This window comes from Streptococcus sp. CCH5-D3, from assembly GCF_001556435.1.
GTDB lineage: Bacteria > Bacillota > Bacilli > Lactobacillales > Streptococcaceae > Streptococcus.
Genome location: NZ_LSIW01000129.1, coordinates 21,493 through 48,312, shown reverse-complemented (window position 1 = coordinate 48,312; position 26,820 = coordinate 21,493). Strand labels below are relative to the sequence as shown.

At 43.1% G+C, this 26,820-nt stretch carries 16 protein-coding genes, 18 tRNA genes and 3 rRNA genes; 36 read left to right on the top strand and 1 reads right to left on the bottom strand.

Annotated features, from left to right (window positions below; genetic code table 11):
• The first annotated feature begins 171 nt into the window (after positions 1–171).
• From AX662_RS08140 to purH, 35 genes are all read left to right on the top strand, one after another.
• Positions 172–1,719 (top strand): 16S ribosomal RNA (locus AX662_RS08140).
• 54 nt (positions 1,720–1,773) lie between these two features.
• A tRNA-Ala gene (locus AX662_RS08135) sits at positions 1,774–1,846 on the top strand.
• Positions 1,847–1,992: 146 nt separating this feature from the next.
• Positions 1,993–4,892 (top strand): 23S ribosomal RNA (locus tag AX662_RS08130).
• Positions 4,893–4,975: 83 nt separating this feature from the next.
• Positions 4,976–5,091: ribosomal RNA gene (gene rrf, locus AX662_RS08125) — 5S ribosomal RNA — on the top strand.
• The 16S, 23S and 5S rRNA genes sit together here with 18 tRNA genes alongside, the layout of an rRNA operon.
• 5 nt (positions 5,092–5,096) lie before the next feature.
• Positions 5,097–5,169 (top strand) — tRNA-Val (locus AX662_RS08120).
• A gap of 2 nt (positions 5,170–5,171) precedes the next feature.
• Positions 5,172–5,244: transfer RNA gene (locus tag AX662_RS08115), tRNA-Asp, on the top strand.
• A 19-nt stretch (positions 5,245–5,263) separates the two neighbouring features.
• Positions 5,264–5,336 (top strand) — tRNA-Lys (locus AX662_RS08110).
• A gap of 5 nt (positions 5,337–5,341) precedes the next feature.
• Positions 5,342–5,423 (top strand) — tRNA-Leu (locus tag AX662_RS08105).
• A 12-nt stretch (positions 5,424–5,435) separates the two neighbouring features.
• Positions 5,436–5,508, top strand: a tRNA-Thr gene (locus tag AX662_RS08100).
• Positions 5,509–5,514: 6 nt separating this feature from the next.
• Positions 5,515–5,586, top strand: a tRNA-Gly gene (locus AX662_RS08095).
• Positions 5,587–5,592: 6 nt separating this feature from the next.
• A tRNA-Leu gene (locus AX662_RS08090) sits at positions 5,593–5,678 on the top strand.
• Between the two features lie 14 nt (positions 5,679–5,692).
• A tRNA-Arg gene (locus AX662_RS08085) sits at positions 5,693–5,766 on the top strand.
• Between the two features lie 6 nt (positions 5,767–5,772).
• Positions 5,773–5,846 (top strand) — tRNA-Pro (locus AX662_RS08080).
• A gap of 5 nt (positions 5,847–5,851) precedes the next feature.
• Positions 5,852–5,925: transfer RNA gene (locus tag AX662_RS08075), tRNA-Met, on the top strand.
• Positions 5,926–5,941: 16 nt separating this feature from the next.
• Positions 5,942–6,015 (top strand) — tRNA-Ile (locus tag AX662_RS08070).
• Positions 6,016–6,034: 19 nt separating this feature from the next.
• Positions 6,035–6,124 (top strand) — tRNA-Ser (locus AX662_RS08065).
• Positions 6,125–6,133: 9 nt separating this feature from the next.
• Positions 6,134–6,207, top strand: a tRNA-Met gene (locus AX662_RS08060).
• A gap of 3 nt (positions 6,208–6,210) precedes the next feature.
• Positions 6,211–6,283: transfer RNA gene (locus AX662_RS08055), tRNA-Phe, on the top strand.
• A 9-nt stretch (positions 6,284–6,292) separates the two neighbouring features.
• A tRNA-Gly gene (locus tag AX662_RS08050) sits at positions 6,293–6,363 on the top strand.
• Positions 6,364–6,395: 32 nt separating this feature from the next.
• Positions 6,396–6,469 (top strand) — tRNA-Ile (locus AX662_RS08045).
• 4 nt (positions 6,470–6,473) lie between these two features.
• Positions 6,474–6,561 (top strand) — tRNA-Ser (locus tag AX662_RS08040).
• Positions 6,562–6,619: 58 nt separating this feature from the next.
• Positions 6,620–7,450, top strand: a complete 831-nt coding sequence (gene mreC, locus AX662_RS08035) for a rod shape-determining protein MreC (RefSeq protein WP_060972139.1) — start codon at positions 6,620–6,622, stop codon at positions 7,448–7,450.
• A 1-nt stretch (position 7,451) separates the two neighbouring features.
• The gene (mreD, locus tag AX662_RS08030) at positions 7,452–7,976 is read left to right on the top strand and encodes a rod shape-determining protein MreD (protein ID WP_060972138.1); all 525 of its coding nucleotides are present in this window, start codon (positions 7,452–7,454) and stop codon (positions 7,974–7,976) included.
• A gap of 84 nt (positions 7,977–8,060) precedes the next feature.
• Complete coding sequence (locus AX662_RS08025) at positions 8,061–9,572, top strand: PcsB-like coiled-coil domain-containing protein (protein WP_037599470.1); 1,512 nt, start codon at positions 8,061–8,063, stop codon at positions 9,570–9,572.
• Between the two features lie 211 nt (positions 9,573–9,783).
• Complete coding sequence (locus AX662_RS08020; protein ID WP_002886286.1) at positions 9,784–10,749, top strand: ribose-phosphate diphosphokinase; 966 nt, start codon at positions 9,784–9,786, stop codon at positions 10,747–10,749.
• 91 nt (positions 10,750–10,840) lie between these two features.
• Positions 10,841–12,016, top strand: coding sequence for a pyridoxal phosphate-dependent aminotransferase (locus AX662_RS08015; RefSeq protein WP_060972137.1), 1,176 nt, complete (start codon positions 10,841–10,843; stop codon positions 12,014–12,016).
• Positions 12,003–12,776 (top strand): DNA repair protein RecO, encoded by a 774-nt coding sequence (recO, locus tag AX662_RS08010; protein ID WP_060972136.1) that lies wholly within the window; start codon positions 12,003–12,005, stop codon positions 12,774–12,776. Before AX662_RS08015 ends, recO begins: the two co-directional genes overlap by 14 nt.
• 211 nt (positions 12,777–12,987) lie before the next feature.
• Positions 12,988–13,992, top strand: coding sequence for a phosphate acyltransferase PlsX (plsX, locus tag AX662_RS08005; RefSeq protein WP_060972135.1), 1,005 nt, complete (start codon positions 12,988–12,990; stop codon positions 13,990–13,992).
• Positions 13,992–14,237, top strand: a complete 246-nt coding sequence (locus AX662_RS08000; protein WP_060972134.1) for a phosphopantetheine-binding protein — start codon at positions 13,992–13,994, stop codon at positions 14,235–14,237. Before plsX ends, AX662_RS08000 begins: the two co-directional genes overlap by 1 nt.
• Before the next feature lie 262 nt (positions 14,238–14,499).
• Entirely contained in the window at positions 14,500–15,207 is a 708-nt protein-coding gene (purC, locus tag AX662_RS07995; protein WP_037599463.1) for a phosphoribosylaminoimidazolesuccinocarboxamide synthase, read from the top strand.
• 66 nt (positions 15,208–15,273) lie between these two features.
• Positions 15,274–18,999: a phosphoribosylformylglycinamidine synthase gene (locus AX662_RS07990; protein ID WP_060972133.1), complete on the top strand. Its 3,726-nt coding sequence runs from the start codon at positions 15,274–15,276 to the stop codon at positions 18,997–18,999.
• Positions 19,000–19,153: 154 nt separating this feature from the next.
• On the top strand, positions 19,154–20,593 hold the full coding sequence (purF, locus tag AX662_RS07985; RefSeq protein ID WP_060972132.1) for an amidophosphoribosyltransferase: 1,440 nt from the start codon (positions 19,154–19,156) through the stop codon (positions 20,591–20,593).
• A gap of 211 nt (positions 20,594–20,804) precedes the next feature.
• The gene (purM, locus tag AX662_RS07980) at positions 20,805–21,827 is read left to right on the top strand and encodes a phosphoribosylformylglycinamidine cyclo-ligase (protein WP_060972131.1); all 1,023 of its coding nucleotides are present in this window, start codon (positions 20,805–20,807) and stop codon (positions 21,825–21,827) included.
• Positions 21,827–22,381 (top strand): phosphoribosylglycinamide formyltransferase, encoded by a 555-nt coding sequence (gene purN, locus AX662_RS07975; RefSeq protein WP_060972130.1) that lies wholly within the window; start codon positions 21,827–21,829, stop codon positions 22,379–22,381. Before purM ends, purN begins: the two co-directional genes overlap by 1 nt.
• Before the next feature lie 75 nt (positions 22,382–22,456).
• A complete protein-coding gene (gene purH / locus AX662_RS07970; protein ID WP_060972129.1) occupies positions 22,457–24,004 on the top strand; it encodes a bifunctional phosphoribosylaminoimidazolecarboxamide formyltransferase/IMP cyclohydrolase in 1,548 nt (515 codons plus the stop codon).
• A 192-nt stretch (positions 24,005–24,196) separates the two neighbouring features.
• Here the strand turns inward: purH and AX662_RS07965 are convergent, their stop codons facing one another.
• Positions 24,197–25,036, bottom strand: coding sequence for a CHAP domain-containing protein (locus tag AX662_RS07965; protein WP_060972128.1), 840 nt, complete (start codon positions 25,034–25,036; stop codon positions 24,197–24,199).
• A 306-nt stretch (positions 25,037–25,342) separates the two neighbouring features.
• Between AX662_RS07965 and purD the strand changes: the two genes are divergently transcribed.
• Positions 25,343–26,605: a phosphoribosylamine--glycine ligase gene (purD, locus tag AX662_RS07960; protein ID WP_060972127.1), complete on the top strand. Its 1,263-nt coding sequence runs from the start codon at positions 25,343–25,345 to the stop codon at positions 26,603–26,605.
• Positions 26,606–26,820 lie beyond the last annotated feature (215 nt).

Below are 26,820 nucleotides of genomic sequence, written 5' to 3'. Positions count from 1 at the left end.
ATTCTAGATTTGCTAGAATATAGGAGTTGTCTTAAGAGATACAAAGACCTTTGAGAACTGAATAAGAAACCAAGTGCAGGGTTATGATAGAAGAAATTATAACCTGTCAATTTACAAGAATAAATCGTCAGATGACGGTAATGAGTTAACGCTCGAACAATTATTAAAGATTTTAATGAGAGTTTGATCCTGGCTCAGGACGAACGCTGGCGGCGTGCCTAATACATGCAAGTAGAACGCTGAAGAGAGGAGCTTGCTCTTCTTGGATGAGTTGCGAACGGGTGAGTAACGCGTAGGTAACCTGCCTTGTAGCGGGGGATAACTATTGGAAACGATAGCTAATACCGCATAACAATGGATGACACATGTCATTTATTTGAAAGGGGCAATTGCTCCACTACAAGATGGACCTGCGTTGTATTAGCTAGTAGGTGAGGTAACGGCTCACCTAGGCGACGATACATAGCCGACCTGAGAGGGTGATCGGCCACACTGGGACTGAGACACGGCCCAGACTCCTACGGGAGGCAGCAGTAGGGAATCTTCGGCAATGGGGGCAACCCTGACCGAGCAACGCCGCGTGAGTGAAGAAGGTTTTCGGATCGTAAAGCTCTGTTGTAAGTCAAGAACGAGTGTGAGAGTGGAAAGTTCACACTGTGACGGTAGCTTACCAGAAAGGGACGGCTAACTACGTGCCAGCAGCCGCGGTAATACGTAGGTCCCGAGCGTTGTCCGGATTTATTGGGCGTAAAGCGAGCGCAGGCGGTTTGATAAGTCTGAAGTTAAAGGCTGTGGCTCAACCATAGTTCGCTTTGGAAACTGTCAAACTTGAGTGCAGAAGGGGAGAGTGGAATTCCATGTGTAGCGGTGAAATGCGTAGATATATGGAGGAACACCGGTGGCGAAAGCGGCTCTCTGGTCTGTAACTGACGCTGAGGCTCGAAAGCGTGGGGAGCGAACAGGATTAGATACCCTGGTAGTCCACGCCGTAAACGATGAGTGCTAGGTGTTGGATCCTTTCCGGGATTCAGTGCCGCAGCTAACGCATTAAGCACTCCGCCTGGGGAGTACGACCGCAAGGTTGAAACTCAAAGGAATTGACGGGGGCCCGCACAAGCGGTGGAGCATGTGGTTTAATTCGAAGCAACGCGAAGAACCTTACCAGGTCTTGACATCCCGATGCTATTTCTAGAGATAGAAAGTTACTTCGGTACATCGGTGACAGGTGGTGCATGGTTGTCGTCAGCTCGTGTCGTGAGATGTTGGGTTAAGTCCCGCAACGAGCGCAACCCCTATTGTTAGTTGCCATCATTCAGTTGGGCACTCTAGCGAGACTGCCGGTAATAAACCGGAGGAAGGTGGGGATGACGTCAAATCATCATGCCCCTTATGACCTGGGCTACACACGTGCTACAATGGTTGGTACAACGAGTTGCGAGTCGGTGACGGCAAGCTAATCTCTTAAAGCCAATCTCAGTTCGGATTGTAGGCTGCAACTCGCCTACATGAAGTCGGAATCGCTAGTAATCGCGGATCAGCACGCCGCGGTGAATACGTTCCCGGGCCTTGTACACACCGCCCGTCACACCACGAGAGTTTGTAACACCCGAAGTCGGTGAGGTAACCTTTTGGAGCCAGCCGCCTAAGGTGGGATAGATGATTGGGGTGAAGTCGTAACAAGGTAGCCGTATCGGAAGGTGCGGCTGGATCACCTCCTTTCTAAGGAAAAACGGAATGTACTTGAGTTTCTTATTTAGTTTTGAGAGGTCTTGTGGGGCCTTAGCTCAGCTGGGAGAGCGCCTGCTTTGCACGCAGGAGGTCAGCGGTTCGATCCCGCTAGGCTCCATTGAATCGAAAGATTCAAGTATTGTCCATTGAAAATTGAATATCTATATCAAATTCCATATGTAATTAATTACATATAGATAGTAACAAGAAAATAAACCGAAACGCTGTGAATATTTAATGAGTTAGGTCGCAAGACCAAAATAAGGTTAAGTTAATAAGGGCGCACGGTGGATGCCTTGGCACTAGAAGCCGATGAAGGACGTGACTAACGACGAAATGCTTTGGGGAGCTGTAAGTGAGCAATGATCCAGAGATGTCCGAATGGGGGAACCCGGCAGGTAATGCCTGTCACTCATTACTGTTAAGGTAATGTAGAGGAAGACGCAGTGAACTGAAACATCTAAGTAGCTGCAGGAAGAGAAAGCAAAAGCGATTGCCTTAGTAGCGGCGAGCGAAACGGCAAGAGGGCAAACCGAAGAGTTTACTCTTCGGGGTTGTAGGACTGCAACGTGGACTTAAAGATTATAGAAGAACTACCTGGGAAGGTAGGCCAAAGAGAGTAATAGCCTCGTATTCGAAATAGTCTTTATACCTAGCAGTATCCTGAGTACGGCGAGACACGAGAAATCTCGTCGGAATCTGGGAGGACCATCTCCCAACCCTAAATACTCTCTAGTGACCGATAGTGAACCAGTACCGTGAGGGAAAGGTGAAAAGCACCCCGGGAGGGGAGTGAAATAGAACCTGAAACCGTGTGCCTACAACAAGTTCGAGCCCGTTAATGGGTGAGAGCGTGCCTTTTGTAGAATGAACCGGCGAGTTACGATATGATGCGAGGTTAAGTTGAAGAGACGGAGCCGTAGGGAAACCGAGTCTTAATAGGGCGCATTAGTATCATGTCGTAGACCCGAAACCATGTGACCTACCCATGAGCAGGTTGAAGGTGAGGTAAAACTCACTGGAGGACCGAACCAGGGCACGTTGAAAAGTGCTTGGATGACTTGTGGGTAGCGGAGAAATTCCAAACGAACTTGGAGATAGCTGGTTCTCTCCGAAATAGCTTTAGGGCTAGCGTCGATGTTAAGTCTCTTGGAGGTAGAGCACTGTTTGGGTGAGGGGTCCATCCCGGATTACCAATCTCAGATAAACTCCGAATGCCAACGAGATATAATCGGCAGTCAGACTGCGAGTGCTAAGATCCGTAGTCGAAAGGGAAACAGCCCAGACCACCAGCTAAGGTCCCAAAATATATGTTAAGTGGAAAAGGATGTGGGGTTGCACAGACAACTAGGATGTTAGCTTAGAAGCAGCTATTCATTCAAAGAGTGCGTAATAGCTCACTAGTCGAGTGACCCTGCGCCGAAAATGTACCGGGGCTAAAACATATTACCGAAGCTGTGGATACCTTTATAGGTATGGTAGGAGAGCGTTCTATGTGCGAAGAAGGTGTACCGTGAGGAGTGCTGGAGCGCATAGAAGTGAGAATGCCGGTATGAGTAGCGAAAGACAGGTGAGAATCCTGTCCACCGTAAGACTAAGGTTTCCAGGGGAAGGCTCGTCCGCCCTGGGTTAGTCGGGACCTAAGGAGAGACCGAAAGGTGTATCCGATGGACAACAGGTTGATATTCCTGTACTAGAGTATATAGTGATGGAGGGACGCAGTAGGCTAACTAAACCAGACGATTGGAAGTGTCTGGCCAAGCAGTGAGGTGTGATATGAGTCAAATGCTTATATCTATAACATTGAGCTGTGATGGGGAGCGAAGTTTAGTAGCGAAGTTAGTGATGTCACACTGCCAAGAAAAGCTTCTAGCGTTAATTATACTCTACCCGTACCGCAAACCGACACAGGTAGTCGAGGCGAGTAGCCTCAGGTGAGCGAGAGAACTCTCGTTAAGGAACTCGGCAAAATGGCCCCGTAACTTCGGGAGAAGGGGCGCTGACTTATGGTCAGCCGCAGTGAATAGGCCCAAGCAACTGTTTATCAAAAACACAGCTCTCTGCTAAATCGTAAGATGATGTATAGGGGGTGACGCCTGCCCGGTGCTGGAAGGTTAAGAGGAGTGCTTAGCGTAAGCGAAGGTATGAATTGAAGCCCCAGTAAACGGCGGCCGTAACTATAACGGTCCTAAGGTAGCGAAATTCCTTGTCGGGTAAGTTCCGACCCGCACGAAAGGCGTAATGATTTGGGCACTGTCTCAACGAGAGACTCGGTGAAATTTTAGTACCTGTGAAGATGCAGGTTACCCGCGACAGGACGGAAAGACCCCATGGAGCTTTACTGCAGTTTGATATTGAGTATCTGTACCACATGTACAGGATAGGTAGGAGCCTATGACCTCGGGACGCCAGTTTCGAGTGAGGCGTTGTTGGGATACTACCCTTGTGTTATGGCTACTCTAACCCAGATAGGTTATCCCTATCGGAGACAGTGTCTGACGGGCAGTTTGACTGGGGCGGTCGCCTCCTAAAAGGTAACGGAGGCGCCCAAAGGTTCCCTCAGAATGGTTGGAAATCATTCGCAGAGTGTAAAGGTATAAGGGAGCTTGACTGCGAGAGCTACAACTCGAGCAGGGACGAAAGTCGGGCTTAGTGATCCGGTGGTTCCGCATGGAAGGGCCATCGCTCAACGGATAAAAGCTACCCTGGGGATAACAGGCTTATCTCCCCCAAGAGTTCACATCGACGGGGAGGTTTGGCACCTCGATGTCGGCTCGTCGCATCCTGGGGCTGTAGTCGGTCCCAAGGGTTGGGCTGTTCGCCCATTAAAGCGGCACGCGAGCTGGGTTCAGAACGTCGTGAGACAGTTCGGTCCCTATCCGTCGCGGGCGTAGGAAATTTGAGAGGATCTGCTCCTAGTACGAGAGGACCAGAGTGGACTTACCGCTGGTGTACCAGTTGTTCTGCCAAGAGCATCGCTGGGTAGCTATGTAGGGAAGGGATAAACGCTGAAAGCATCTAAGTGTGAAGCCCACCTCAAGATGAGATTTCCCATGATTTTATATCAGTAAGAGCCCTGAGAGATGATCAGGTTGATAGGTTAGAAGTGGAAGTGTGGTGACACATGTAGCGGACTAATACTAATAGCTCGAGGACTTATCCAAAGAAAGTAACTGAGACATATTGACAACGATTTGGTTTCTTGATACAGTATAGATATTCAATTTTGAGTTGAGAATACTCAGAGTTAAGTGACGATAGCCTAGGAGATACACCTGTTCCCATGCCGAACACAGAAGTTAAGCCCTAGTACGCCTGATGTAGTTGGGGGTTGCCCCCTGTTAGATACGGTAGTCGCTTAGCACAAAGGGAGTTTAGCTCAGCTGGGAGAGCATCTGCCTTACAAGCAGAGGGTCAGCGGTTCGATCCCGTTAACTCCCATAGGTCCCGTGGTGTAGCGGTTATCACGTCGCCCTGTCACGGCGAAGATCGCGGGTTCGATTCCCGTCGGGACCGTTCAAGTAGAAATATTTGAGACTCGTTAGCTCAGTTGGTAGAGCAATTGACTTTTAATCAATGGGTCACTGGTTCGAGCCCAGTACGGGTCATATATGCGGGTGTGGCGGAATTGGCAGACGCACCAGATTTAGGATCTGGCGCTTAACGGCGTGGGGGTTCAAGTCCCTTCACCCGCATTAGAAAAGTTAGCCGGCTTAGCTCAGTTGGTAGAGCATCTGATTTGTAATCAGAGGGTCGCGTGTTCAAGTCATGTAGCCGGCATAAAATGCGAACGTAGTTCAGTGGTAGAACATCACCTTGCCAAGGTGGGGGTCGCGGGTTCGAATCCCGTCGTTCGCTTGAGGAGCCGGGGTGGCGGAACTGGCAGACGCACAGGACTTAAAATCCTGCGAAAGGAAACTTTCGTACCGGTTCGATCCCGGTCCTCGGCATAATAAAATAATGAGCACCCTTAGCTCAACTGGATAGAGTACCTGACTACGAATCAGGCGGTTAGAGGTTCGACTCCTCTAGGGTGCATTTTATCGGGAAGTAGCTCAGCTTGGTAGAGCACTTGGTTTGGGACCAAGGGGTCGCAGGTTCGAATCCTGTCTTCCCGATTTATGGCGGTGTAGCTCAGCTGGCTAGAGCGTCCGGTTCATACCCGGGAGGTCGGGGGTTCGATCCCCTTCGCCGCTATATATATGGATTTCTTGGACCTTTAGCTCAACTGGTTAGAGCACTCGGCTCATAACCGAGCGGTCGTAGGTTCGAGTCCTACAAGGTCCATATATTAATTATAATATTTGGAGGATTACCCAAGTCCGGCTGAAGGGAACGGTCTTGAAAACCGTCAGGCGTGTAAAAGCGTGCGTGGGTTCGAATCCCACATCCTCCTTATAACTAACGCGGGATGGAGCAGCTAGGTAGCTCGTCGGGCTCATAACCCGAAGGTCGTAGGTTCAAATCCTGCTCCCGCAATATGGCTCGGTAGCTCAGTTGGTAGAGCAATGGATTGAAGCTCCATGTGTCGGCGGTTCGATTCCGTCTCGCGCCATTTTATTAAGCGGGTGTAGTTTAGTGGTAAAACTACAGCCTTCCAAGCTGTTGTCGCGAGTTCGATTCTCGTCACCCGCTTTATTTGGAAACAAATAACCAAGCATTAGCTTGGGCGCGTAGCTCAGATGGTTAGAGCGCACGCCTGATAAGCGTGAGGTCGGTGGTTCGATTCCACTCGTGCCCATATTGGAGAATTACTCAAGAGGCTGAAGAGGACGGTTTGCTAAATCGTTAGGTCGGGTAACTGGCGCGGGGGTTCGAATCCCCCATTCTCCGTAGTATTATGACGAATTATCTTTTAGATAATTCGTTTTCTTTTTTTTGAGGTGACAAAATGAAAAATAGTTTTTATCGATTTCTTCTTTATGGGTTTATTATTATTCTATTTTTTGTAATGCTTTTTTCTTTTGTCTTTACTAATAAAAAATTAACGAAGGATATCTCTTTTAATGTATCTGGTTTAGTTACAAAAGTAGACTCTGTGGTTTCTGTTCCATTTACTGCACTATCAAAATCTCACAATGTTCTTTCTGATCTTTTATCAACTTATTCTGAGAATCGTGATTTAAAAAAATCTTTATCAAATTTAGAGAATCAATCGGCTATTATTTCTAACTTGCAAGAAGAGAATGATTCTTTAAGAGCATCGCTTAATCTTTCGGACAAGCTAAGTCGTGATAATGTTCTCACTGCTGAAGTTTCTATGAGACCTTCTGTGACTTGGTTAAAAGAGTTAACTATTAATGTGGGTAAGTCTAAGAATGTCAGTAAATCTATGCTAGCAACTTCTAATGGTGGAGTTATTGGCTTTGTAACTAAAGTTTATGATGATACAACAACTATTTCTTTACTTTCTAGTAGTTCTAGTGATAGTTACCTTGCATCTAGTGTTAAATCAGAGGACGATAATCAGATTTTCGGGATTATATCACGTTATGATAATAAAAAGAAGCTATTAGAGATGACACAACTTAATTCATCTTCTAACGTTAAGGTCGGCACTGAAGTAGTCACAAGTGGTCTTGATGATGTATCAGTAAAGGATGTTCCAATTGGTACTGTAGACTCTATTATTGATTATGAAGGAAATCGTACGATTTTGGTAAAACCTTATGCTGATTTTGATAAAATTTCTTATGTTACTTTAGTTGGAGATGGTAAATAATATGAAATTATCCAAGTATTCTATTATTCCTTTCTTACTGAGTATTGTCTCTTTTCTATGGGATGGTCATATTTCTATGATACTTAATCATTATTTATCCCCTGAATTTTTTCTATCATCTCATCTTTTTATTATTTATATTTTCATCTTAACTCTTGATTTTCCAAATAAGTATGCATTTCTTTACCTTATTTGTTTTGGATTTCTTTATGATACCTATTATTTCAAAACAGTTGGTATAGTGATTCTAACTCTGCCACTGTTATGCTATCTGTTAACTCAGCTAGGTCGAATTGTTAAGAGAAATACCTATGTTGATTTTTTGTTAATGTTTTTATTCTTATTTCTCTTTGATACCATAAATTTTGGCTTTGCCTTATTCTATGGTTTCTCCAATGAGTCTGTGACGGATTTTATTATTTATCAACTAAGTCCTAGTATAGTGTTTAATCTTTTGATCTTTATCTTTATTAAACCTATTCTTGAAAAATTATTTTTGTATCTGTCAGTTGATAGATTTAAATAGAACTGTAATATTGGCGTAACAAAGTTTGCGCCATTTTTTGATACAATAAGAAGGTCTTATCGAAAAGGAGTAGTATTTTATATTATGAAAAAACGTATTCTTTCAGCAGTGTTGGTAAGTGGTGTAACCTTATCAGCAGCTGCATCAGTACATGCAGAGGATTATGATTCGCAAATCGCTGCTGCAGATAACGCAATTAGTAACCTTGCTTCTCAACAAGAGACTGCACAAGCGCAAGTTGCTACAATCCAATCTCAAGTATCTACACTTAGAACACAAAAATCAGATTTGGAAACTAAAAATGCTGAACTTGAAAAAGTATCAGCAGATTTGGAATCTGAAATTCAAGAATTATCAAGTAAAATTGTAGCTCGTCAAGATTCTTTGGCGAAACAAGCTCGTAGTGCTCAACAAAATAATACTGCGACTAGCTACATCAACTCTATCTTGAACTCTAAGTCAATCTCTGAAGCTATTACTCGTATCACAGCTATTTCAAAAGTTGTTACGGCTAATAATGACATGTTGACAAAACAAGAGTCTGATCAAAAAGAGCTTGCTGCAAAGCAAGAACAAAACCAAGCTGCTATTAATGAAATTGCAACTAATAAAGCTGAGCTTGAAACAACAGAAGCTGGTTTGACAACTCAACAAGCTGAACTAGAAGCAGCACAAGTTACTTTGGCTGCAGAATTGGCTACAGCACAAGATGAAAAAACATCACTTGTTTCTGCTAAATCAACTGCAGAAGCTGTGGCAGCTTCAACTGCAGCCTCAGTTGCTCAGTCTCAAGCAATTGCAGAATCAGAGGCAGCAGCACAAGCAGTAGCATCTTCAGAAGCGGCAGCATTTGTAGCTCAATCAGAGGCGGCAGCAACTTCAGAAGCTGTAGCTCAACCTTCTGAAGCTACTGTTTCAGAAACAGCGACAGCCTCAGAAGTAGCACAAGAACCGGTTTCATCAGAAACTTCAGAAACTACTCAAGAGCCAACTGTTGCAACTTCAGAAGCAACACAAGAGCCTGCTACTCCAGCAACATCTGAAGCACAGCCAGAATCAGCTGCGTCAGAGGCACAACAAGAGCCTGCTGCCCCAGTAACATCAGAAGCACAACCAGAATCAGCTGCTCCAGCAGCTTCAGAAGCTCCTGCTAGCGAAGCACCTGCGGCAACATCTGAAGCACCAGCAAGTCAAGCACCTGCAGCTTCAGAAGCACCAGCTCCTGCTGCTGAAACACCTAAAGTATCAGCAGCATCAACTCCTAATACATATCCAGTTGGTCAATGTACTTGGGGTGCTAAATCATTAGCTTCATGGGTTGGTAATTACTGGGGTAATGCTAAAAACTGGATTGCTAGCGCACAAGCAGCTGGTCACTCAGTTGGTACGACTCCTGTAGCCGGTGCAATTGCGGTTTGGCCAAATGATGGTGGTGGTTATGGTCACGTAGCTTACGTAACATCAGCATCAGGTGCAAATTCAATTCAAGTTATGGAATCAAACTATGCTGGTAACATGTCAATCGGTAACTACCGTGGTACATTTGATCCAACGTCATCAGCTCATGGTGGTTCTGTATACTATATTTACCCATAATGAATACAAAAAGGCGATTCGAATTTTCTCGAATCGTTTTTATTTTATGGCAAAATGTCTTTACTTTCTGGAACTGCTTTTAGACGGGAAAATGTCGAGGTTAAGGTTAAATCTTTTTAGTCTTGTTAAGTTACTGTGACACCATTTATTTTGCATTGAAAATCAATCTAAAAAAAGGTAGAATGGTTTAGTAGATATTTTGGAGGAAATCATGTCTTATACGAATTTGAAGTTGTTTGCTTTGTCGTCTAACCAGGAATTAGCAGCAAAAGTTGCTGATAAAATGGGTATTGAACTCGGAAAATCAAGTGTTCGTGAATTTTCAGATGGTGAGATTCAAGTTAATATTGAAGAATCTATCCGTGGTCATCACGTTTTTATTCTTCAATCTACAAGCTCTCCTGTAAATGATAACTTGATGGAAATCTTGATTATGGTTGATGCGCTAAAACGTGCAAGTGCGGAAACAATCAGTGTTGTTATGCCTTATTATGGTTATGCACGTCAAGACCGTAAGGCACGTTCACGTGAACCAATCACATCTAAGTTGGTTGCTAATATGCTTGAGGTTGCAGGTGTTGATCGACTTTTGACAGTTGACCTCCATGCTTCTCAAATTCAAGGATTCTTTGATATTCCTGTAGACCATTTGATGGGTGCGCCACTTATCGCAGATTATTTTGATCGTGCTGGTCTTACTGGAGATGATGTTGTTGTTGTTTCTCCAGACCATGGTGGTGTGACTCGTGCGCGAAAACTTGCTCAATGTTTGAAAACACCAATCGCAATCATTGATAAACGTCGTAGTGTTGATAAAATGAACACTTCTGAGGTTATGAATATTATTGGTAACGTTGAAGGTAAAACATGTATCTTGATTGATGATATGATTGATACTGCGGGTACAATCTGTCATGCGGCGGATGCGCTTGCTGAAGCTGGTGCAACTCATGTTTATGCCTCATGTACTCACCCTGTATTGTCAGGTCCAGCACTTGATAATATTCAAAAATCTGCTATTGAGAAGCTTGTCGTATTGGACACGATTTATCTTCCAGAAGAACGTTTGATTGATAAAATTGAACAAATTTCAATTGCTGATTTGATTTCAGAGGCAATTATTCGTATTCATGAAAAACGTCCATTGTCACCTTTGTTTGAAATGGGCCATAAATAGACTAAAGCTAGCCTAGGCTAGCTTTTTTGGTGTTTAAATGCCTTTGAGTTTTTGATATAATGTAAGGCATAATTGCAAAGAGGTGACCGTGATGGATTTAACACAACGTTTTAATAAAAATTTAGATAAGATTGAAGTTTCAATGATTCGTCAGTTTGACCAATCAATTTCAGATGTACCAGGGATCAAAAAGTTGACGCTTGGTGAACCTGATTTTACAACTCCAGATCATGTAAAAGAGGCTGCTAAAGCTGCTATCGATGCTAACCAGTCGCACTATACAGGTATGGCAGGGCTTCCTGCTTTGCGTCAAGCAGCTGCGGAGTTTGTTAAGGAAAAATACAATCTTACTTATAACCCAGAAAATGAAATATTGGTGACTATTGGAGCTACAGAAGCTCTTTCTGCAACTTTGACAGCGATTTTGGAGCCAGGTGATACGATTCTTTTACCTGCACCAGCCTATCCTGGATATGAGCCGATTGCAAATCTAGTTGGTGCTGAAATTGTCGAAATTGATACAACAGCTAATGATTTTGTTTTGACTCCGGAGATGTTAGAAAAGGCAATTTTGGAGCAGGGAGATAAGCTTAAAGCCGTTTTGCTTAACTACCCAACCAACCCAACCGGTGTGACCTACTCACGTCAACAGATTAAAGATCTGGCTGAAGTTCTGAAAAAATACGATATTTTTGTTGTTAGTGATGAAGTTTACTCTGAACTAACTTATGTGGATCACCATGTATCTATTGCTGAGTATTTGCCGGAACAAACGATTTTGATTAATGGTTTGTCTAAATCTCATGCGATGACAGGGTGGCGTATTGGTTTGATTTTCGCACCTGCAGTCTTGACGGCTCAGTTGATTAAGAGTCACCAATATTTGGTAACAGCTGCAGCAACAATGGCACAATTTGCAGCTATTGAAGCCTTATCTGCTGGTAAGGGTGATGCCCAACCAATGAAAGTTGAGTACTTGAAGCGTCGCGATTATATTCTTGAAAAAATGACTGAACTTGGTTTCAGAATTATTAAACCTGATGGTGCTTTCTACATCTTTGCTAAGATTCCAGAAGGGTATACTCAAGACTCCTTTAAGTTCTGCCAAGACTTTGCTCGTGAAAAAGCTATTGCGATTATCCCAGGGGTCGCTTTCGGGAAGTATGGCGAAGGCTTTGTTCGCTTGTCGTATGCGGCTAGCATGGATACTATTGAAACAGCTATGACTCGTTTGAAAGAGTTTATGGAAGAACATGCAGAAGCTTGAGAGTAGAGGGCTTGTCCTCTTCAATCGTAATTATCGTGAGAATGATAAACTAGTTAAAATTTTTACCGAGCAAGCTGGTAAACGGATGTTTTTTGTTAGAGGTGGTGGGGCAGGTAAATTAAGTGCTGTCATTCAACCTTTGACCATCGCTGAATTCATGATGACTGTAAATGATGAAGGTCTATCTTTCATAGAAGATTATAGCCAGGCAGAGTCCTTCAAGGAAATTACAGGCGATATTTTCAAGCTGTCTTATGCGACTTATTTGGCTGCATTGACAGATGCTGCTATTGCTGACGGTGTAGCAGATGCACAATTATTTGCATTCTTGGAGAAGACGCTTGAATTAATGGAAGAAGGCTTGGATTATGAAATCTTGACTAATATCTTTGAGATTCAGGTTTTATACCGTTTCGGTGTACGATTGAATTTTCACGAGTGTGTCTTTTGCCATCGTGTGGGCCTTCCTTTTGATTTTTCGTATAAGTTCTCGGGGCTACTTTGTCCAAATCATTATGCAGAGGATGAAAGGCGTAGTCACTTAGATCCTAATGTACCTTATCTTTTAGATTGTTTTCAGGGGCTTTCTTTTGAGGAATTGAGAAGCATATCTGTTAAGGATGACATGAAACGAAAGCTACGACATTTTATTGATGACCTCTATGATAATTATGTTGGAATACATCTTAAAAGTAAGAAGTTTATTGATAATCTAAATTCTTGGGGTCATATTATGAATAAAGAAGATAGTGCTGACTAGACATTATCTTCTTTTTGTTTCACGTGAAACAGGAAAGTAATGGTTTTCAGTCTCAGGGGTTAAAATGCAAGTCAGTTCGTGCTATAATAAGAAGATAATAAGCTGAAAGACTCTGCTAGAAACAGGGAACTAGTCTATTTTAGTTACATAATATTTTATTGATAGAAATCTGAGTTTATGTTTTATGGCAGAGGACAAGAGGGAGAATGCTATGCATGTAATTGCAGTAGATGCTATGGGTGGCGATAATGCGCCACAAGCAATTGTAGAGGGTGTCAACCAAGCTATAGCAGATTTCAAAGATATTGAAATCCAGCTTTATGGTGATGAAGCTAAAATTAAGACCTATTTGACAGCGAATGAACGTGTGAGCATTGTGCATACTGATGAAAAGATAAATTCGGATGATGAGCCAGCTAAAGCCATTCGTAAGAAGAAAAAAGCTTCAATGGTCTTAGGTGCACAGGCTGTTAAGGAGAAAAAAGCAGGTGCCGTGATTTCTGCGGGAAATACAGGTGCCCTTCTGGCTGCAGGTCTCTTTGTGGTCGGACGTATTAAGGGAGTTGAGCGTCCAGGTCTTATGTCAACAATGCCAAGTTTTACTGGTCAACCCTTTGATATGCTTGATTTGGGTGCTAATGCGGAAAATACAGCTAGTCATTTGCATCAATATGCTATTTTAGGATCTTTCTATGCTAAAAATGTGCGTGGAATTGCCAACCCTCGTGTAGGTCTCCTTAATAATGGGACTGAGGAAACAAAGGGGGATAGTCTTCGTAAGGAGGCTTTTGAGCTCTTATCTAAGGAGCCAAGTATTAACTTTGTTGGTAATGTTGAGGCGCGTGAAATTATGTCTGGAGCTGCTGATGTAGTAGTCGCTGATGGTTTCACAGGAAATGCAGTTCTTAAGGCAATTGAAGGAACGGGACTTGGTGCCATGAAGACTCTTAAGTCAGCTATCATGAATGGTGGTCTTAAAGCTAAGTTAGGTGCCTTCCTATTGAAGGATAGTCTAAAAGGTATGAAAGAGACTATGGATTACTCTAGCGCCGGAGGTGCGGTTCTCTTTGGTCTTAAAACTCCCGTAGTAAAATGTCATGGATCTAGTGATGCTAAGGCAGTTTACTACACCATTAAGCAGGTTCGTACGATGCTTGATACTAAGGTTGTTGAGCAGCTAGTTGAAGCCTTTAGTCCGAAAGAGGAGGCTAACTGATGAGTAGAGTAGAAATTCTTCAGAAAATGCAGCTCGTGATTCAAGAGCAGATGGGTAAAGAGGATATTGTTTTAGTCGAAGAAACCAAATTAGATGACTTGGGTGTAGATTCAATAGAGCTTATGGAATTCATTATTAATTTGGAGGATGAGTTTGCTCTTGAGATTTCCGATGATACTATTGACCATATGGTTAAGGTAGCTGATTTGTTGGACTATTTGTCTGAGGAATTGAATAAAGAATAAGAAAGCTAGAGATAGATAAGAGTATAATAGTTGTGTATTATATGATTGTTATTTTGTGGGAGTGAGGCAAGAAACTAAATGTTATATGGATTTAGTTCTGTCACACTCCTTTTTTCTATACATTTTTTATTAGGAAACTCTAAAAAACAATCAAAAGACGAACGTTGTTTTTTTACTAAAGTAATAAAGTTTGTTATATGTTGGTTTTTGGTTTTTTGTATGGTATAATGAAGAAGAAAAAACTTGAAAGGCGAACAATACCATGTCAAACCAACTAATTTATACAGGTAAAGCTAAAGATATTTATAGTACAGAAGACGAAAATGTGATTAAGTCGGTCTATAAGGACCAAGCAACTATGCTTAATGGTGCTCGTAAGGAGACTATTAAGGGAAAGGGTGTGCTAAATAATCAGATTTCGTCTCTTATTTTTGAAAAATTGAATGCTGCGGGTGTAGCTACTCACTTTATCGAACGTATTTCTGACACAGAACAACTCAACAAGAAAGTGAAAATTATTCCTTTGGAGGTTGTTCTTCGTAACGTGACTGCGGGTTCTTTTTCTAAACGTTTTGGCGTGGAAGAAGGTTTGGACTTAAAAACTCCTATCGTTGAATTTTACTATAAGAACGATGATTTGGATGATCCATTCATCAATGATGAGCATGTGAAGTTCTTGGATATTGCCAATGATGAACAAATTGCTTATATCAAGGAAGAAACGCGTCGTATCAATGAATTGCTGAAAGATTGGTTTGCACAAATTGGTCTTCGTTTGATTGACTTCAAATTGGAATTCGGTTTTGATAAGGATGGCAAAATTATCTTGGCAGATGAATTTTCACCAGATAACTGCCGCCTTTGGGATGCTGAGGGGCACCATATGGACAAGGATGTCTTCCGTCGTGATCTTGGTAGCTTGACAGATGTTTATGAAGTTGTATTGGAAAAATTGCAAGGATTGAAGTAGCCTTTTACAAATAGAATACTTGGTCTTCACTACAATCTTTAAGTAGAAATAGATAAAGGAAATAAAATGGATAAACGTATTTTCGTTGAGAAAAAAGCTGATTTTCGTGTGAAATCTCACTCTTTAGTAAAAGAATTAAAGCATAATCTTCAGTTGAAAACTTTGAATGATCTTCGTATTGTTCAAGTTTACGATGTCTTTAATTTGGCAGAGGACTTGTTTGCGCGTGCGGAAAAACACATCTTCTCTGAGCAAGTGACCGATACTGTTTTGGATGAAGCTGCGGTTAAGGCTGATCTTGAGAAGTATGCTTTCTTTGCTATCGAAAGTTTGCCTGGTCAATTTGATCAACGTGCGGCATCTTCACAGGAAGCTTTGCTTTTGCTTGGTAGTTCAAATGATGTAACGGTGAACACAGCGCAACTTTACTTGGTTAACAAGGATCTTGATGCGAATGAGTTGGAAGCTGTCAAAAACTACCTCTTGAACCCAGTGGATTCTCGTTTCAAAGACATCACTGTTGGCATTGCTAAACAGGATTTCTCTGAGTCTGACAAGACCATTCCAAGTTTGGATTTCTTTGAAACTTATACGGCAGAAGATTTTGCTAAGTATAAGGCAGAGCAAGGCTTGGCAATGGAAGTGGATGACCTTCTATTCATTCAAGAATACTTCAAGTCTATTGGTCGTGTGCCAACTGAGACTGAGCTTAAGGTGTTGGATACTTACTGGTCTGACCACTGTCGTCACACAACTTTCGAGACTGAGTTGAAAAACATCGACTTCTCTGCTTCTAAATTTGAAAAACAATTGCAAGCGACTTATGACAAGTATATCGCCATGCGTGATGAGTTGGGACGTACGGAAAAACCTCAAACCTTGATGGATATGGCGACTATTTTTGGTCGTTATGAGCGTGCTAATGGTCGTTTGGATGACATGGAAGTGTCTGATGAAATCAATGCCTGCTCAGTTGAAATTGAAGTAGATGTCAATGGTGTCAAAGAACCATGGCTTCTCATGTTCAAGAACGAAACCCATAACCACCCAACGGAGATCGAACCATTTGGTGGGGCTGCTACTTGTATCGGTGGGGCCATTCGTGACCCATTGTCAGGACGTTCATACGTTTACCAAGCCATGCGTATCTCAGGTGCTGGTGATATTACAACACCAATTGCTGAAACTCGTGCTGGTAAATTACCACAACAAGTGATTTCTAAAACAGCAGCTCACGGTTATTCTTCATACGGTAACCAAATTGGTCTTGCAACAACCTATGTTCGTGAATACTTCCACCCAGGTTTCGTTGCTAAGCGTATGGAGCTAGGTGCTGTGGTCGGTGCGGCTCCTAAGGAAAATGTTGTTCGTGAAAAACCTGAAGCTGGTGATGTAATTATCTTGCTCGGTGGTAAGACTGGACGTGACGGTGTCGGTGGTGCGACAGGTTCTTCTAAAGTTCAAACGGTTGAATCAGTTGAAACAGCTGGTGCTGAGGTTCAAAAAGGGAATGCCATCGAAGAGCGTAAGATTCAACGTCTTTTCCGTAATGGGGAAGTGACACGTCTTATCAAGAAATCAAATGACTTTGGTGCTGGTGGTGTCTGTGTGGCTATCGGTGAATTGGCAGATGGTCTTGAAATTGATCTAGACAAAGTGCCATTGAAATATCAAGGCTTGAACGGTACAGAAATTGCCATTTCTGAATCTCAGGAACGTATGGCTGTAGTGGTTCGTCCAGATGATGTAGACGCCTTCGTTGCTGAATGTAATAAAGAAAATATTGATGCTGTTGTCGTTGCGACAGTGACTGAAAAACCAAATCTTGTTATGCACTGGAATGGCAAAACCATCGTTGATTTGGAACGTCGTTTCCTTGATACAAACGGTGTACGTGTAGTTGTGGATGCTAAGGTAGTTGACAAGGATGTCAAACTTCCAGAAGAACGCCAAACATCTGCCGAAAACCTTGAAGCTGATACTCTTGAAGTCTTGGCTGACCTTAACCATGCCAGTCAAAAAGGGTTGCAAACGATCTTTGATAGCTCAGTTGGTCGTTCAACAGTCAATCACCCCCTTGGTGGTCGCTACCAAATTACACCAACTGAAGCTTCTGTACAGAAATTGCCAGTCCAACATGGTGTGACAACAACTGCTTCTGTTATGGCGCAAGGGTTCAACCCTTATGTAGCAGAATGGTCTCCATATCATGGTGCGGCTTATGCGGTCATCGAAGCAACCGCTCGTTTGGTTGCTGCTGGTGCAAACTGGTCTAAGGCTCGTTTCTCTTATCAAGAATACTTCGAGCGTATGGATAAACAAGCAGAGCGGTTTGGTCAACCAGTATCAGCTCTTCTTGGATCCATTGAAGCTCAGATTCAACTTGGGTTGCCATCTATCGGTGGGAAGGACTCTATGTCTGGTACCTTTGAAGAATTAACAGTACCACCAACCTTGGTTGCTTTTGGTGTGACAACAGCAGATAGCCGTAAAGTTCTTTCTCCAGAATTTAAAACTGCTGGTGAAAATATTTACTATATTCCAGGTCAAGCTTTAGCACAAGAAATCGACTTCGGTCTCATCAAGTCTAACTTTGCTCAATTTGAAGCCATCCAAGCTAATCATAAAGTCACATCTGCATCCGCTGTCAAATATGGTGGTGTGGTTGAAGCTCTTGCCCTTGCAACATTTGGGAACCATATCGGTGCTAACGTCGAATTAGCTGACCTTGACACCAGCTTGACAGCCCAATTGGGCGGATTCATCTTCACATCGCCTGAAGAAATTGCAGGCGTTGCCAAGATTGGACAAACAGCAGCTGACTTTACACTTACTGTCAATGGTGTAACGCTTGATGGACACAAACTTGACAGTGCCTTCCAAGGTAAATTGGAAGAGGTTTATCCGACGGAATTTGCACAAGCAACTGAGTTGGAAGAAGTACCTGCTGTGGCATCAGATGCTGTTATCAAAGCTAAAGAAACAGTTGAGACACCAGTGGTTTACATCCCAGTGTTCCCAGGTACTAACTCTGAGTACGATTCAGCTAAGGCCTTTGAAAAAGAAGGTGCAAAAGTCAACTTAGTACCATTTGTAACACTTAACGAAGAGGCCATTGTCAAGTCTGTTGACACCATGGTTGACAATATCGAAAAAGCTAACATTATCTTCTTTGCAGGTGGCTTCTCAGCAGCCGATGAACCAGATGGATCAGCTAAATTTATCGTTAATATCTTGCTCAATGAAAAAGTACGTGCAGCCATCGATAGCTTCATCGAACGTGGTGGTTTGATTATCGGTATCTGTAACGGATTCCAAGCTCTTGTCAAATCAGGTCTTCTTCCATATGGTAACTTTGAAGATGCAAGCAGTACTAGTCCAACCCTCTTCTACAATGATGCCAACCAACACGTGGCTAAGATGGTTGAAACACGTATTGCCAACACGAACTCACCATGGCTTGCCGGAGTAGAAGTTGGTGACATCCATGCCATCCCAGTATCACATGGTGAAGGTAAATTTGTCGTGACAGCTGAGGAATTTGCAGAGCTTCGTGACAATGGTCAAATCTTTACCCAATATGTTGACTTCGAAGGTAAACCAAGCATGGATTCAAAATACAATCCTAACGGATCTGTGAATGCTATCGAAGGTATCACAAGCAAGAATGGTCAAATTATTGGGAAGATGGGTCACTCAGAACGTTTCGAAGACGGTCTCTTCCAAAATATTCCAGGAAATAAAGACCAACACCTCTTTGCGTCAGCGGTTAAATACTTTACTGGAAAATAATAGAGTGCCAAGTGCACTCAGCAATGATATTTTTCGATATGCAGTGGTTATAAAGAGCTTGAAAACTTGAGTTCACATTAGTGGAATGAGAGGCTAGAAACAGTTTTTCGTTCGCCTTGCATAAGGAAAATATCAAAAATAAAAGGTATAAAAAATGACATACGAAGTTAAATCTCTTAATGAAGAATGTGGTGTTTTTGGTATCTGGGGTCACCCAGATGCTGCCAAATTAACTTATTTCGGACTTCACAGTCTCCAACACCGTGGTCAAGAGGGAGCAGGAATTCTCTCAAATGATGCGGGTCAATTGAAGCGTCATCGTGATATGGGGCTTCTCTCAGAAGTTTTTCGTGATCCAGCCAACTTGGACAAGCTAACTGGAACAGCTGCTATCGGTCATGTTCGTTATGCGACTGCTGGTGAAGCTTCTGTAGACAATATTCAACCTTTCTTGTTTAAGTTTTATGACAATCAGTTTGGACTTGCCCACAACGGGAACTTGACTAATGCAGAGTCACTTAGACGTGAGTTGGAAAAAAATGGTGCAATCTTTAACTCGACTTCTGACTCAGAAATTTTGGCCCACTTGATTCGTCGTAGCCATAACCCATCCTTCATGGGTAAGGTGAAAGAAGCCTTGAACACTGTTAAAGGTGGATTTGCTTACCTCCTCATGCTTGAGGACAAGCTCATTGCAGCCTTGGATCCAAATGGTTTCCGTCCCCTTTCTATTGGTAAGATGGGCAATGGAGCTATTGTGGTTTCATCTGAAACCTGTGCCTTTGAAGTGGTTGGAGCAGAGTGGATTCGCGATGTGAATCCAGGTGAGGTTGTTATCATCGATGATAATGGCATTACTTACGATAACTATACAACGGACACCCAATTGGCTGTTTGCTCAATGGAGTATATTTACTTTGCCCGTCCTGATTCAAATATCCAAGGGGTCAATGTCCATACAGCTCGTAAACGTATGGGTGCTCAATTGGCACGTGAATTCAAACATGAAGCAGATATTGTAGTTGGTGTGCCTAATTCATCACTTAGCGCAGCCATGGGATTTGCAGAAGAATCAGGCTTGCCAAATGAAATGGGCTTGATTAAAAACCAATACACTCAACGTACCTTTATCCAACCAACACAAGAATTACGTGAGCAAGGGGTTCGTATGAAACTCTCTGCCGTATCAGGTGTTGTTAAAGGCAAACGTGTGGTTATGATTGACGATTCTATTGTACGTGGGACGACCTCACGTCGTATCGTTAATTTGCTAAAAGAAGCAGGAGCAACAGAGGTTCACGTAGCAATCGGTAGTCCAGCCCTTGCCTATCCATGTTTCTACGGTATCGATATTCAAACACGTAAGGAATTGATTGCGGCCAATCATACAGTTGAGGAAACACGCGAAATCATTGGTGCGGATAGCTTGACTTACTTGTCTATTGATGGCTTGATTGATTCTATTGGAATTGACACAGATGCACCGAACGGTGGCCTTTGTGTGGCTTACTTCGATGGTAAATATCCAACACCATTGTACGATTACGAAGAACGCTATTTGGAAAGTTTGAAAGAACACACTTCTTTCTATTAAGAGCAGTGCAGAAGAAAAAAGAGGAAAAAATTATGTCTAAAAATGCTTACGCTCCACGTCTCACTACTGACTAAAAGCTAAAGCATTTGTCAGTAGACACTTTGCCCTATGGGGTCAAAGCTAGAGACCTGACTAGTATTTTTAGATAAAAAGATGGTTCATCTAAAAATACGTCGCACTCTTTCTCGAAAAAAGAAAAGGAATAAATAAAATGACAAATAAAAATGCTTACGCTCAATCGGGTGTGGATGTTGAAGCAGGTTATGAAGTTGTTGAACGTATCAAAAAACACGTTGCCCGTACAGAGCGTGCAGGTGTCATGGGAGCTCTCGGTGGCTTCGGTGGTATGTTTGACCTTTCAAAAACAGGTGTCAAAGAGCCCGTTTTGATTTCAGGTACAGATGGTGTCGGTACTAAACTCATGCTTGCTATCAAGTACGACAAACACGATACTATCGGTCAAGACTGTGTAGCTATGTGTGTTAACGATATCATCGCTGCAGGAGCTGAACCCCTTTACTTCCTTGACTACGTAGCAACTGGTAAAAATGAACCAGCTAAATTGGAACAGGTCGTTGCTGGTGTGGCTGAAGGTTGTGTGCAAGCTGGTGCTGCCCTCATTGGTGGTGAAACTGCTGAAATGCCTGGTATGTATGGAGAAGACGACTATGATTTGGCAGGTTTCGCGGTAGGTGTCGCTGAAAAATCACAAATCATCGACGGTTCAAAAGTAGCTGAAGGTGATGTGCTTCTTGGACTTGCCTCAAGCGGTATCCACTCAAATGGTTACTCACTCGTTCGTCGTGTCTTTGCTGATTACACAGGTGAAGAAGTCCTCCCAGAACTTGAAGGCAAAAAACTTAAAGACGTTCTTCTTGAACCAACTCGTATCTACGTCAAAGCAGCTTTGCCATTGATTAAAGAAGAATTGGTTAACGGTATTGCCCACATCACAGGTGGTGGTTTCATCGAAAATGTACCACGTATGTTCTCAGATGACTTGGCTGCTGAAATTGACGAAAGCAAGGTCCCAGTACTTCCAATTTTCAAAGCCCTTGAAAAATATGGTGACATCAAACACGAAGAAATGTTTGAAATCTTTAATATGGGTATTGGTCTCATGCTTGCGGTGAAACCAGAAAATGTGGAACGTGTCAAAGAACTTCTTGACGAACCTGTTTATGAAATCGGTCGAATTGTGAAGAAAGATGGCGCAAGTGTGGTGATTAAATAATGGCTAAAAGGATTGCTGTGTTTGCCTCTGGCAACGGCTCAAACTTCCAGGTGATTGCGGAACAATTTCCAGTAGAATTTGTCTTTTCAGATCACCGTGATGCCTATGTCTTAGAACGTGCCAAAAATCTAGGTGTAGCTAGCTATGCCTTTGAACTCAAGGAATTTGACAATAAAGCAGCTTACGAAGAAGCTATTGTCAAACTCTTGGATGAACACCAGATTGATTTGGTTTGTTTGGCGGGTTATATGAAAATCGTTGGCCCAACCTTGCTAGCAGCTTATGAAGGCCGTATCATCAATATTCACCCGGCTTACCTTCCAGAATTTCCAGGTGCTCATGGTATTGAGGATGCTTGGAATGCAGATGTTGACCAGTCTGGTGTGACCATTCACTGGGTGGATTCTGGTGTGGACACTGGTAAGGTTATCAAACAAGTCCGTGTGCCACGCCTTGAAGGTGATACCCTTGATACTTTCGAAACTCGCATCCATGAAACAGAGTACAAGCTCTATCCAGAAGTGTTGGATAGTTTGGGAGTTACACGAAAATAAGGAAGTGCTAGAGCTGAAAGAAAATTTTCGACTGTAGCAGATAAAGAACTTTTTTAAAAAAGGAAAAGAAAGAAAATGACTAAACGAGCACTTATTTCAGTCTCAGACAAAGCGGGCATCGTTGAATTTGCCCAAGAACTCAAAAAACTTGGTTGGGATATCATCTCAACAGGTGGTACCAAAGTTGCCCTTGACAATGCCGGTGTTGACACCATTGCCATTGACGATGTGACTGGTTTCCCAGAAATGATGGACGGTCGTGTGAAGACTCTTCATCCAAATATCCACGGTGGTCTTCTCGCTCGTCGTGACCTTGATAGCCATCTTCAAGCGGCTAAGGACAATAATATCGAATTGATCGACCTTGTTGTGGTCAACCTTTACCCATTCAAGGAAACTATCCTCAAACCAGACGTGACTTACGCTGATGCGGTTGAAAACATCGATATTGGTGGTCCATCAATGCTTCGTTCAGCAGCTAAAAACCACGCTAGCGTAACAGTTGTGGTAGACCCTGCTGACTATGCGGTTGTGCTTGACGAATTGTCAGCGAACGGCGAAACAAGCTACGAAACTCGCCAACGTTTGGCAGCAAAAGTATACCGTCACACAGCTTCATACGACGCTTTGATTGCGGAATACTTCACAGCTCAAGTGGGTGAAACAAAACCTGAAAAACTCACTTTGACTTATGACCTTAAGCAACCAATGCGTTACGGTGAAAACCCTCAACAAGACGCAGACTTCTACCAAAAAGGTTTGCCAACGGCTTACTCAATTGCTTCAGCTAAACAGCTTAACGGTAAAGAATTGTCATTCAACAATATCCGTGATGCTGATGCTGCTATCCGTATCATCCGTGATTTTAAAGACCGTCCAACAGTTGTGGCTTTGAAACACATGAACCCATGTGGTATCGGTCAAGCTGACGACATCGAAACAGCTTGGGATTACGCTTATGAAGCCGACCCAGTGTCAATCTTCGGTGGAATCGTAGTCCTCAACCGTGAAGTGGATGTTGCGACAGCTAAGAAAATGCATGGTGTCTTCCTTGAAATCATCATTGCACCAAGCTACACAGACGATGCGCTTGAAATCTTGACAACCAAGAAGAAAAACTTGCGTATCCTTGAGTTGCCATTTGACGCTCAAGATGCTAGCGAAGTGGAAGCAGAATACACTGGTGTTGTCGGTGGACTTCTCGTTCAAAACCAAGACGTTGTTAAAGAAAGTCCAGCTGACTGGCAAGTAGTTACGAAACGCCAACCAACTGAAACAGAAGCGACAGCTCTTGAGTTTGCTTGGAAAGCTATCAAGTACGTCAAATCAAATGGTATCATCGTGACTAACGACCATATGACACTTGGTGTTGGCCCTGGTCAAACTAACCGTGTGGCTTCAGTCCGTATCGCCATTGAGCAAGCTAAAGACCGTCTTGATGGTGCTGTTCTTGCCTCAGATGCCTTCTTCCCATTTGCAGATAACGTGGAAGAAATTGCTAAAGCAGGTATCAAGGCTATCATCCAACCAGGTGGCTCAGTCCGTGACCAAGAGTCAATCGAAGCGGCTGATAAACATGGTTTGACAATGATCTTTACAGGCGTTCGTCACTTCCGTCATTAAGAATTTGCAAAAACATCCAAGAAATTGGATGTTTTTTAGATTCCTTAAGTTTCCTTTAAGCTACCCAAGCTATACTAATACCATCCTAAAAAACTTTTCTTTTTCATAAATCTCCTAAGAGCTCAGCACTGGCTGGGCTTTTTTGTTTCATACCATCAAAAAAACAACCGTTCTCACGATTGTTCAATAGATTTAAACCTTTTCAATGACAGACTGAGTTACCCAAGTCTTGCGATTGCCGATTTGAACAAGGATACCATCGCTTGGTGGGTCAATGGCAAGCACTTTGAAGTTACCTGGAATGGTAAAAGTTTCACCAGGATTGAGGTACTGGTCTGAAGTTGGATTGCCTTGTCCATCAACTTCAAGAACCGGTCCAGGATCAACGATATTGTGTTTAGTTGGTGTACCTCCAGCTAAATCTTGACTGGTGATGGTATTTCCTGACACAGATGTGACACGGAAGGTTCCTGTGAAGCGGACGGTATCGCCAACTTTGATAGAAGGGTTAGTAGGATTTCCATTTTGAGCTCCTGGTTCGAGGTCTTTAAAATGGATATAGCCAGACACTTGACTCTTATGGAAGCTACGTTTGTGGTATTTCTCAGGACCTTGACCCGCATCGTAGTTGTACTCTTCAATGGTCACCTGATCACCATGAACTTCCGCAACCCAAGCGACATGCCCCATATGACCAGCTCCATTGACACCAGCTGAGAACCAGGCGATGCTCCCCACAGCAGGATTCATGTCCACACGGTGACCATTGGCACGTGCGATACTGCCCCAAGTGATGGCATTTCCATAACCTACTGGTAGGGTGAAACCGTTGGTGTTACTGAGGCGATAGGCCGCAAAGGATGTGCACTGACGCCAGTACATGGTCCATGGATCGACACCGAAGCCACCGTATTTCCAAGAGGAAGGATAGTCATCTCCGAGGACAGCCGCCTGAGCAGAGCTGCCACACGAAACCGAAACAGTCGCTAGACAGGCTAGCGGTAAGAGACAATTTAGTAATTTTTTCTTCATTTTAACCTCCACCTACCTATTCGCAGTTTTTCAGGAAAATGAAGATATTTTTGCGTTTAAGCCTCCCTTAAGTTGCTCAGGATATACTATCATCAATCCTAAATAACTTTTTTCATTTTCATAATCTCCCAATAGGTGGTCCAAGTGGCCGCCTTTTTTATGTCCAAATTTGGATACACACCCATATCTCCGAACAAATATGTTATAATGGTTATGTATAATTCGTGAAAATTGCTAATTTTTCCGAATGATTGTCGTTAACGGGCATTTGCCCCTAGTCTTATTTGATATTGAGGTATCTTTCAAATGAAACTTTTGGTTGTTGGTTCTGGTGGTCGTGAACATGCGATTGCCAAGAAATTATTGGAGTCTAAAGACGTTGAGCAAGTTTTCGTAGCTCCTGGTAATGACGGGATGACATTGGACGGTCTTGATTTGATCAATATCGGAATTTCCGAACATTCTAAGCTGATTGACTTTGCAAAAGCGAACGATATTGCTTGGACCTTTATCGGTCCAGATGATGCGCTTTCGGCTGGTATCGTGGATGATTTCAATGCGGCAGGACTCAAAGCCTTTGGTCCGACCAAGGCTGCGGCTGAGCTGGAGTGGTCTAAGGATTTCGCTAAGGAAATCATGGTCAAATACGACGTTCCGACAGCAGCCTATGGCACATTTTCAGATTTCGAGGAAGCCAAGGCCTACATCGAGGGAAAAGGTGCTCCAATCGTCGTCAAGGCAGACGGATTGGCCCTAGGTAAAGGTGTCGTCGTTGCTGAAACGGTTGATCAAGCCGTCGAAGCTGCTCACGAGATGCTTTTGGACAATAAATTCGGTGATTCAGGTGCGCGAGTGGTCATCGAGGAATTTCTTGACGGGGAAGAGTTTTCTCTCTTTGCCTTTGTCAATGGAGATAAATTCTACATTATGCCAACGGCTCAGGACCACAAACGTGCTTATGATGGGGACAAGGGCCCTAACACTGGTGGGATGGGTGCCTATGCGCCGGTTCCTCACTTGTCACAGAGCGTGGTTGACACAGCGGTTGACACCATTGTCAAGCCAGTCCTTGAAGGTATGATTAAAGAAGGTCGTCCTTACACTGGTGTCCTTTACGCTGGTCTTATCTTGACAGCTGACGGCCCTAAAGTCATCGAGTTCAACTCACGTTTTGGCGATCCTGAAACGCAAATCATTTTGCCTCGTTTGACTTCTGATTTTGCGCAAAATATCACTGACATTTTGGATGGTAAAGAGCCAACTATCACTTGGACGGATAAGGGTGTGACACTGGGTGTGGTTGTAGCCTCAAACGGCTACCCATTGGATTATGAAAAAGGTGTTAAGTTGCCGGCCAAGACAGAGGGTGACATCATCACTTACTATGCCGGTGCCAAATTCGCTGAAAATGGCCAAGACCTCCTCTCAAACGGAGGACGTGTTTACATGTTGGTCACAACAGCAGACACCGTCAAAGACGGCCAAAACATCATCTACAACGAACTCAACAAACAAAACACAGAAGGCCTCTTCTACCGTACGGATATCGGTAGCAAGGCGAATAAATAAAACTCTTTGAAAACCTTCGATTGACTGTGTTAAAGCTCCTTGATGAACTTTAGTTCTATCTTCGTCGCTTTGCCTTGTCACTCTATGATTTTCTTTGAGTTTTCGAATATCAATGCTATTTTAGGCGACGAAGTCGCCAATCCGATAATGGTCGCCGTGGTGAAAAGACCAGAACAGCATCTGTTCTGGTCGGGGGAAATTTTGAGACCTTAGGC

What these genes read in the sequence shown, in the direction of transcription:
- purC (WP_037599463.1), top strand. Translation starts at nt 14,500, where the DNA reads ATGTCAAACCAACTAATTTATACAGGTAAAGCTAAAGATATTTATAGT.
- mreD (WP_060972138.1), top strand. Translation starts at nt 7,452, where the DNA reads ATGAAATTATCCAAGTATTCTATTATTCCTTTCTTACTGAGTATTGTC.
- AX662_RS07965 (WP_060972128.1), bottom strand. Translation starts at nt 25,036, where the DNA reads ATGAAGAAAAAATTACTAAATTGTCTCTTACCGCTAGCCTGTCTAGCG.
- plsX (WP_060972135.1), top strand. Translation starts at nt 12,988, where the DNA reads ATGCATGTAATTGCAGTAGATGCTATGGGTGGCGATAATGCGCCACAA.
- AX662_RS08020 (WP_002886286.1), top strand. Translation starts at nt 9,784, where the DNA reads ATGTCTTATACGAATTTGAAGTTGTTTGCTTTGTCGTCTAACCAGGAA.
- AX662_RS08025 (WP_037599470.1), top strand. Translation starts at nt 8,061, where the DNA reads ATGAAAAAACGTATTCTTTCAGCAGTGTTGGTAAGTGGTGTAACCTTA.
- purD (WP_060972127.1), top strand. Translation starts at nt 25,343, where the DNA reads ATGAAACTTTTGGTTGTTGGTTCTGGTGGTCGTGAACATGCGATTGCC.
- AX662_RS07990 (WP_060972133.1), top strand. Translation starts at nt 15,274, where the DNA reads ATGGATAAACGTATTTTCGTTGAGAAAAAAGCTGATTTTCGTGTGAAA.
- AX662_RS08000 (WP_060972134.1), top strand. Translation starts at nt 13,992, where the DNA reads ATGAGTAGAGTAGAAATTCTTCAGAAAATGCAGCTCGTGATTCAAGAG.
- mreC (WP_060972139.1), top strand. Translation starts at nt 6,620, where the DNA reads ATGAAAAATAGTTTTTATCGATTTCTTCTTTATGGGTTTATTATTATT.
- purN (WP_060972130.1), top strand. Translation starts at nt 21,827, where the DNA reads ATGGCTAAAAGGATTGCTGTGTTTGCCTCTGGCAACGGCTCAAACTTC.
- purH (WP_060972129.1), top strand. Translation starts at nt 22,457, where the DNA reads ATGACTAAACGAGCACTTATTTCAGTCTCAGACAAAGCGGGCATCGTT.
- recO (WP_060972136.1), top strand. Translation starts at nt 12,003, where the DNA reads ATGCAGAAGCTTGAGAGTAGAGGGCTTGTCCTCTTCAATCGTAATTAT.
- AX662_RS08015 (WP_060972137.1), top strand. Translation starts at nt 10,841, where the DNA reads ATGGATTTAACACAACGTTTTAATAAAAATTTAGATAAGATTGAAGTT.
- purF (WP_060972132.1), top strand. Translation starts at nt 19,154, where the DNA reads ATGACATACGAAGTTAAATCTCTTAATGAAGAATGTGGTGTTTTTGGT.
- purM (WP_060972131.1), top strand. Translation starts at nt 20,805, where the DNA reads ATGACAAATAAAAATGCTTACGCTCAATCGGGTGTGGATGTTGAAGCA.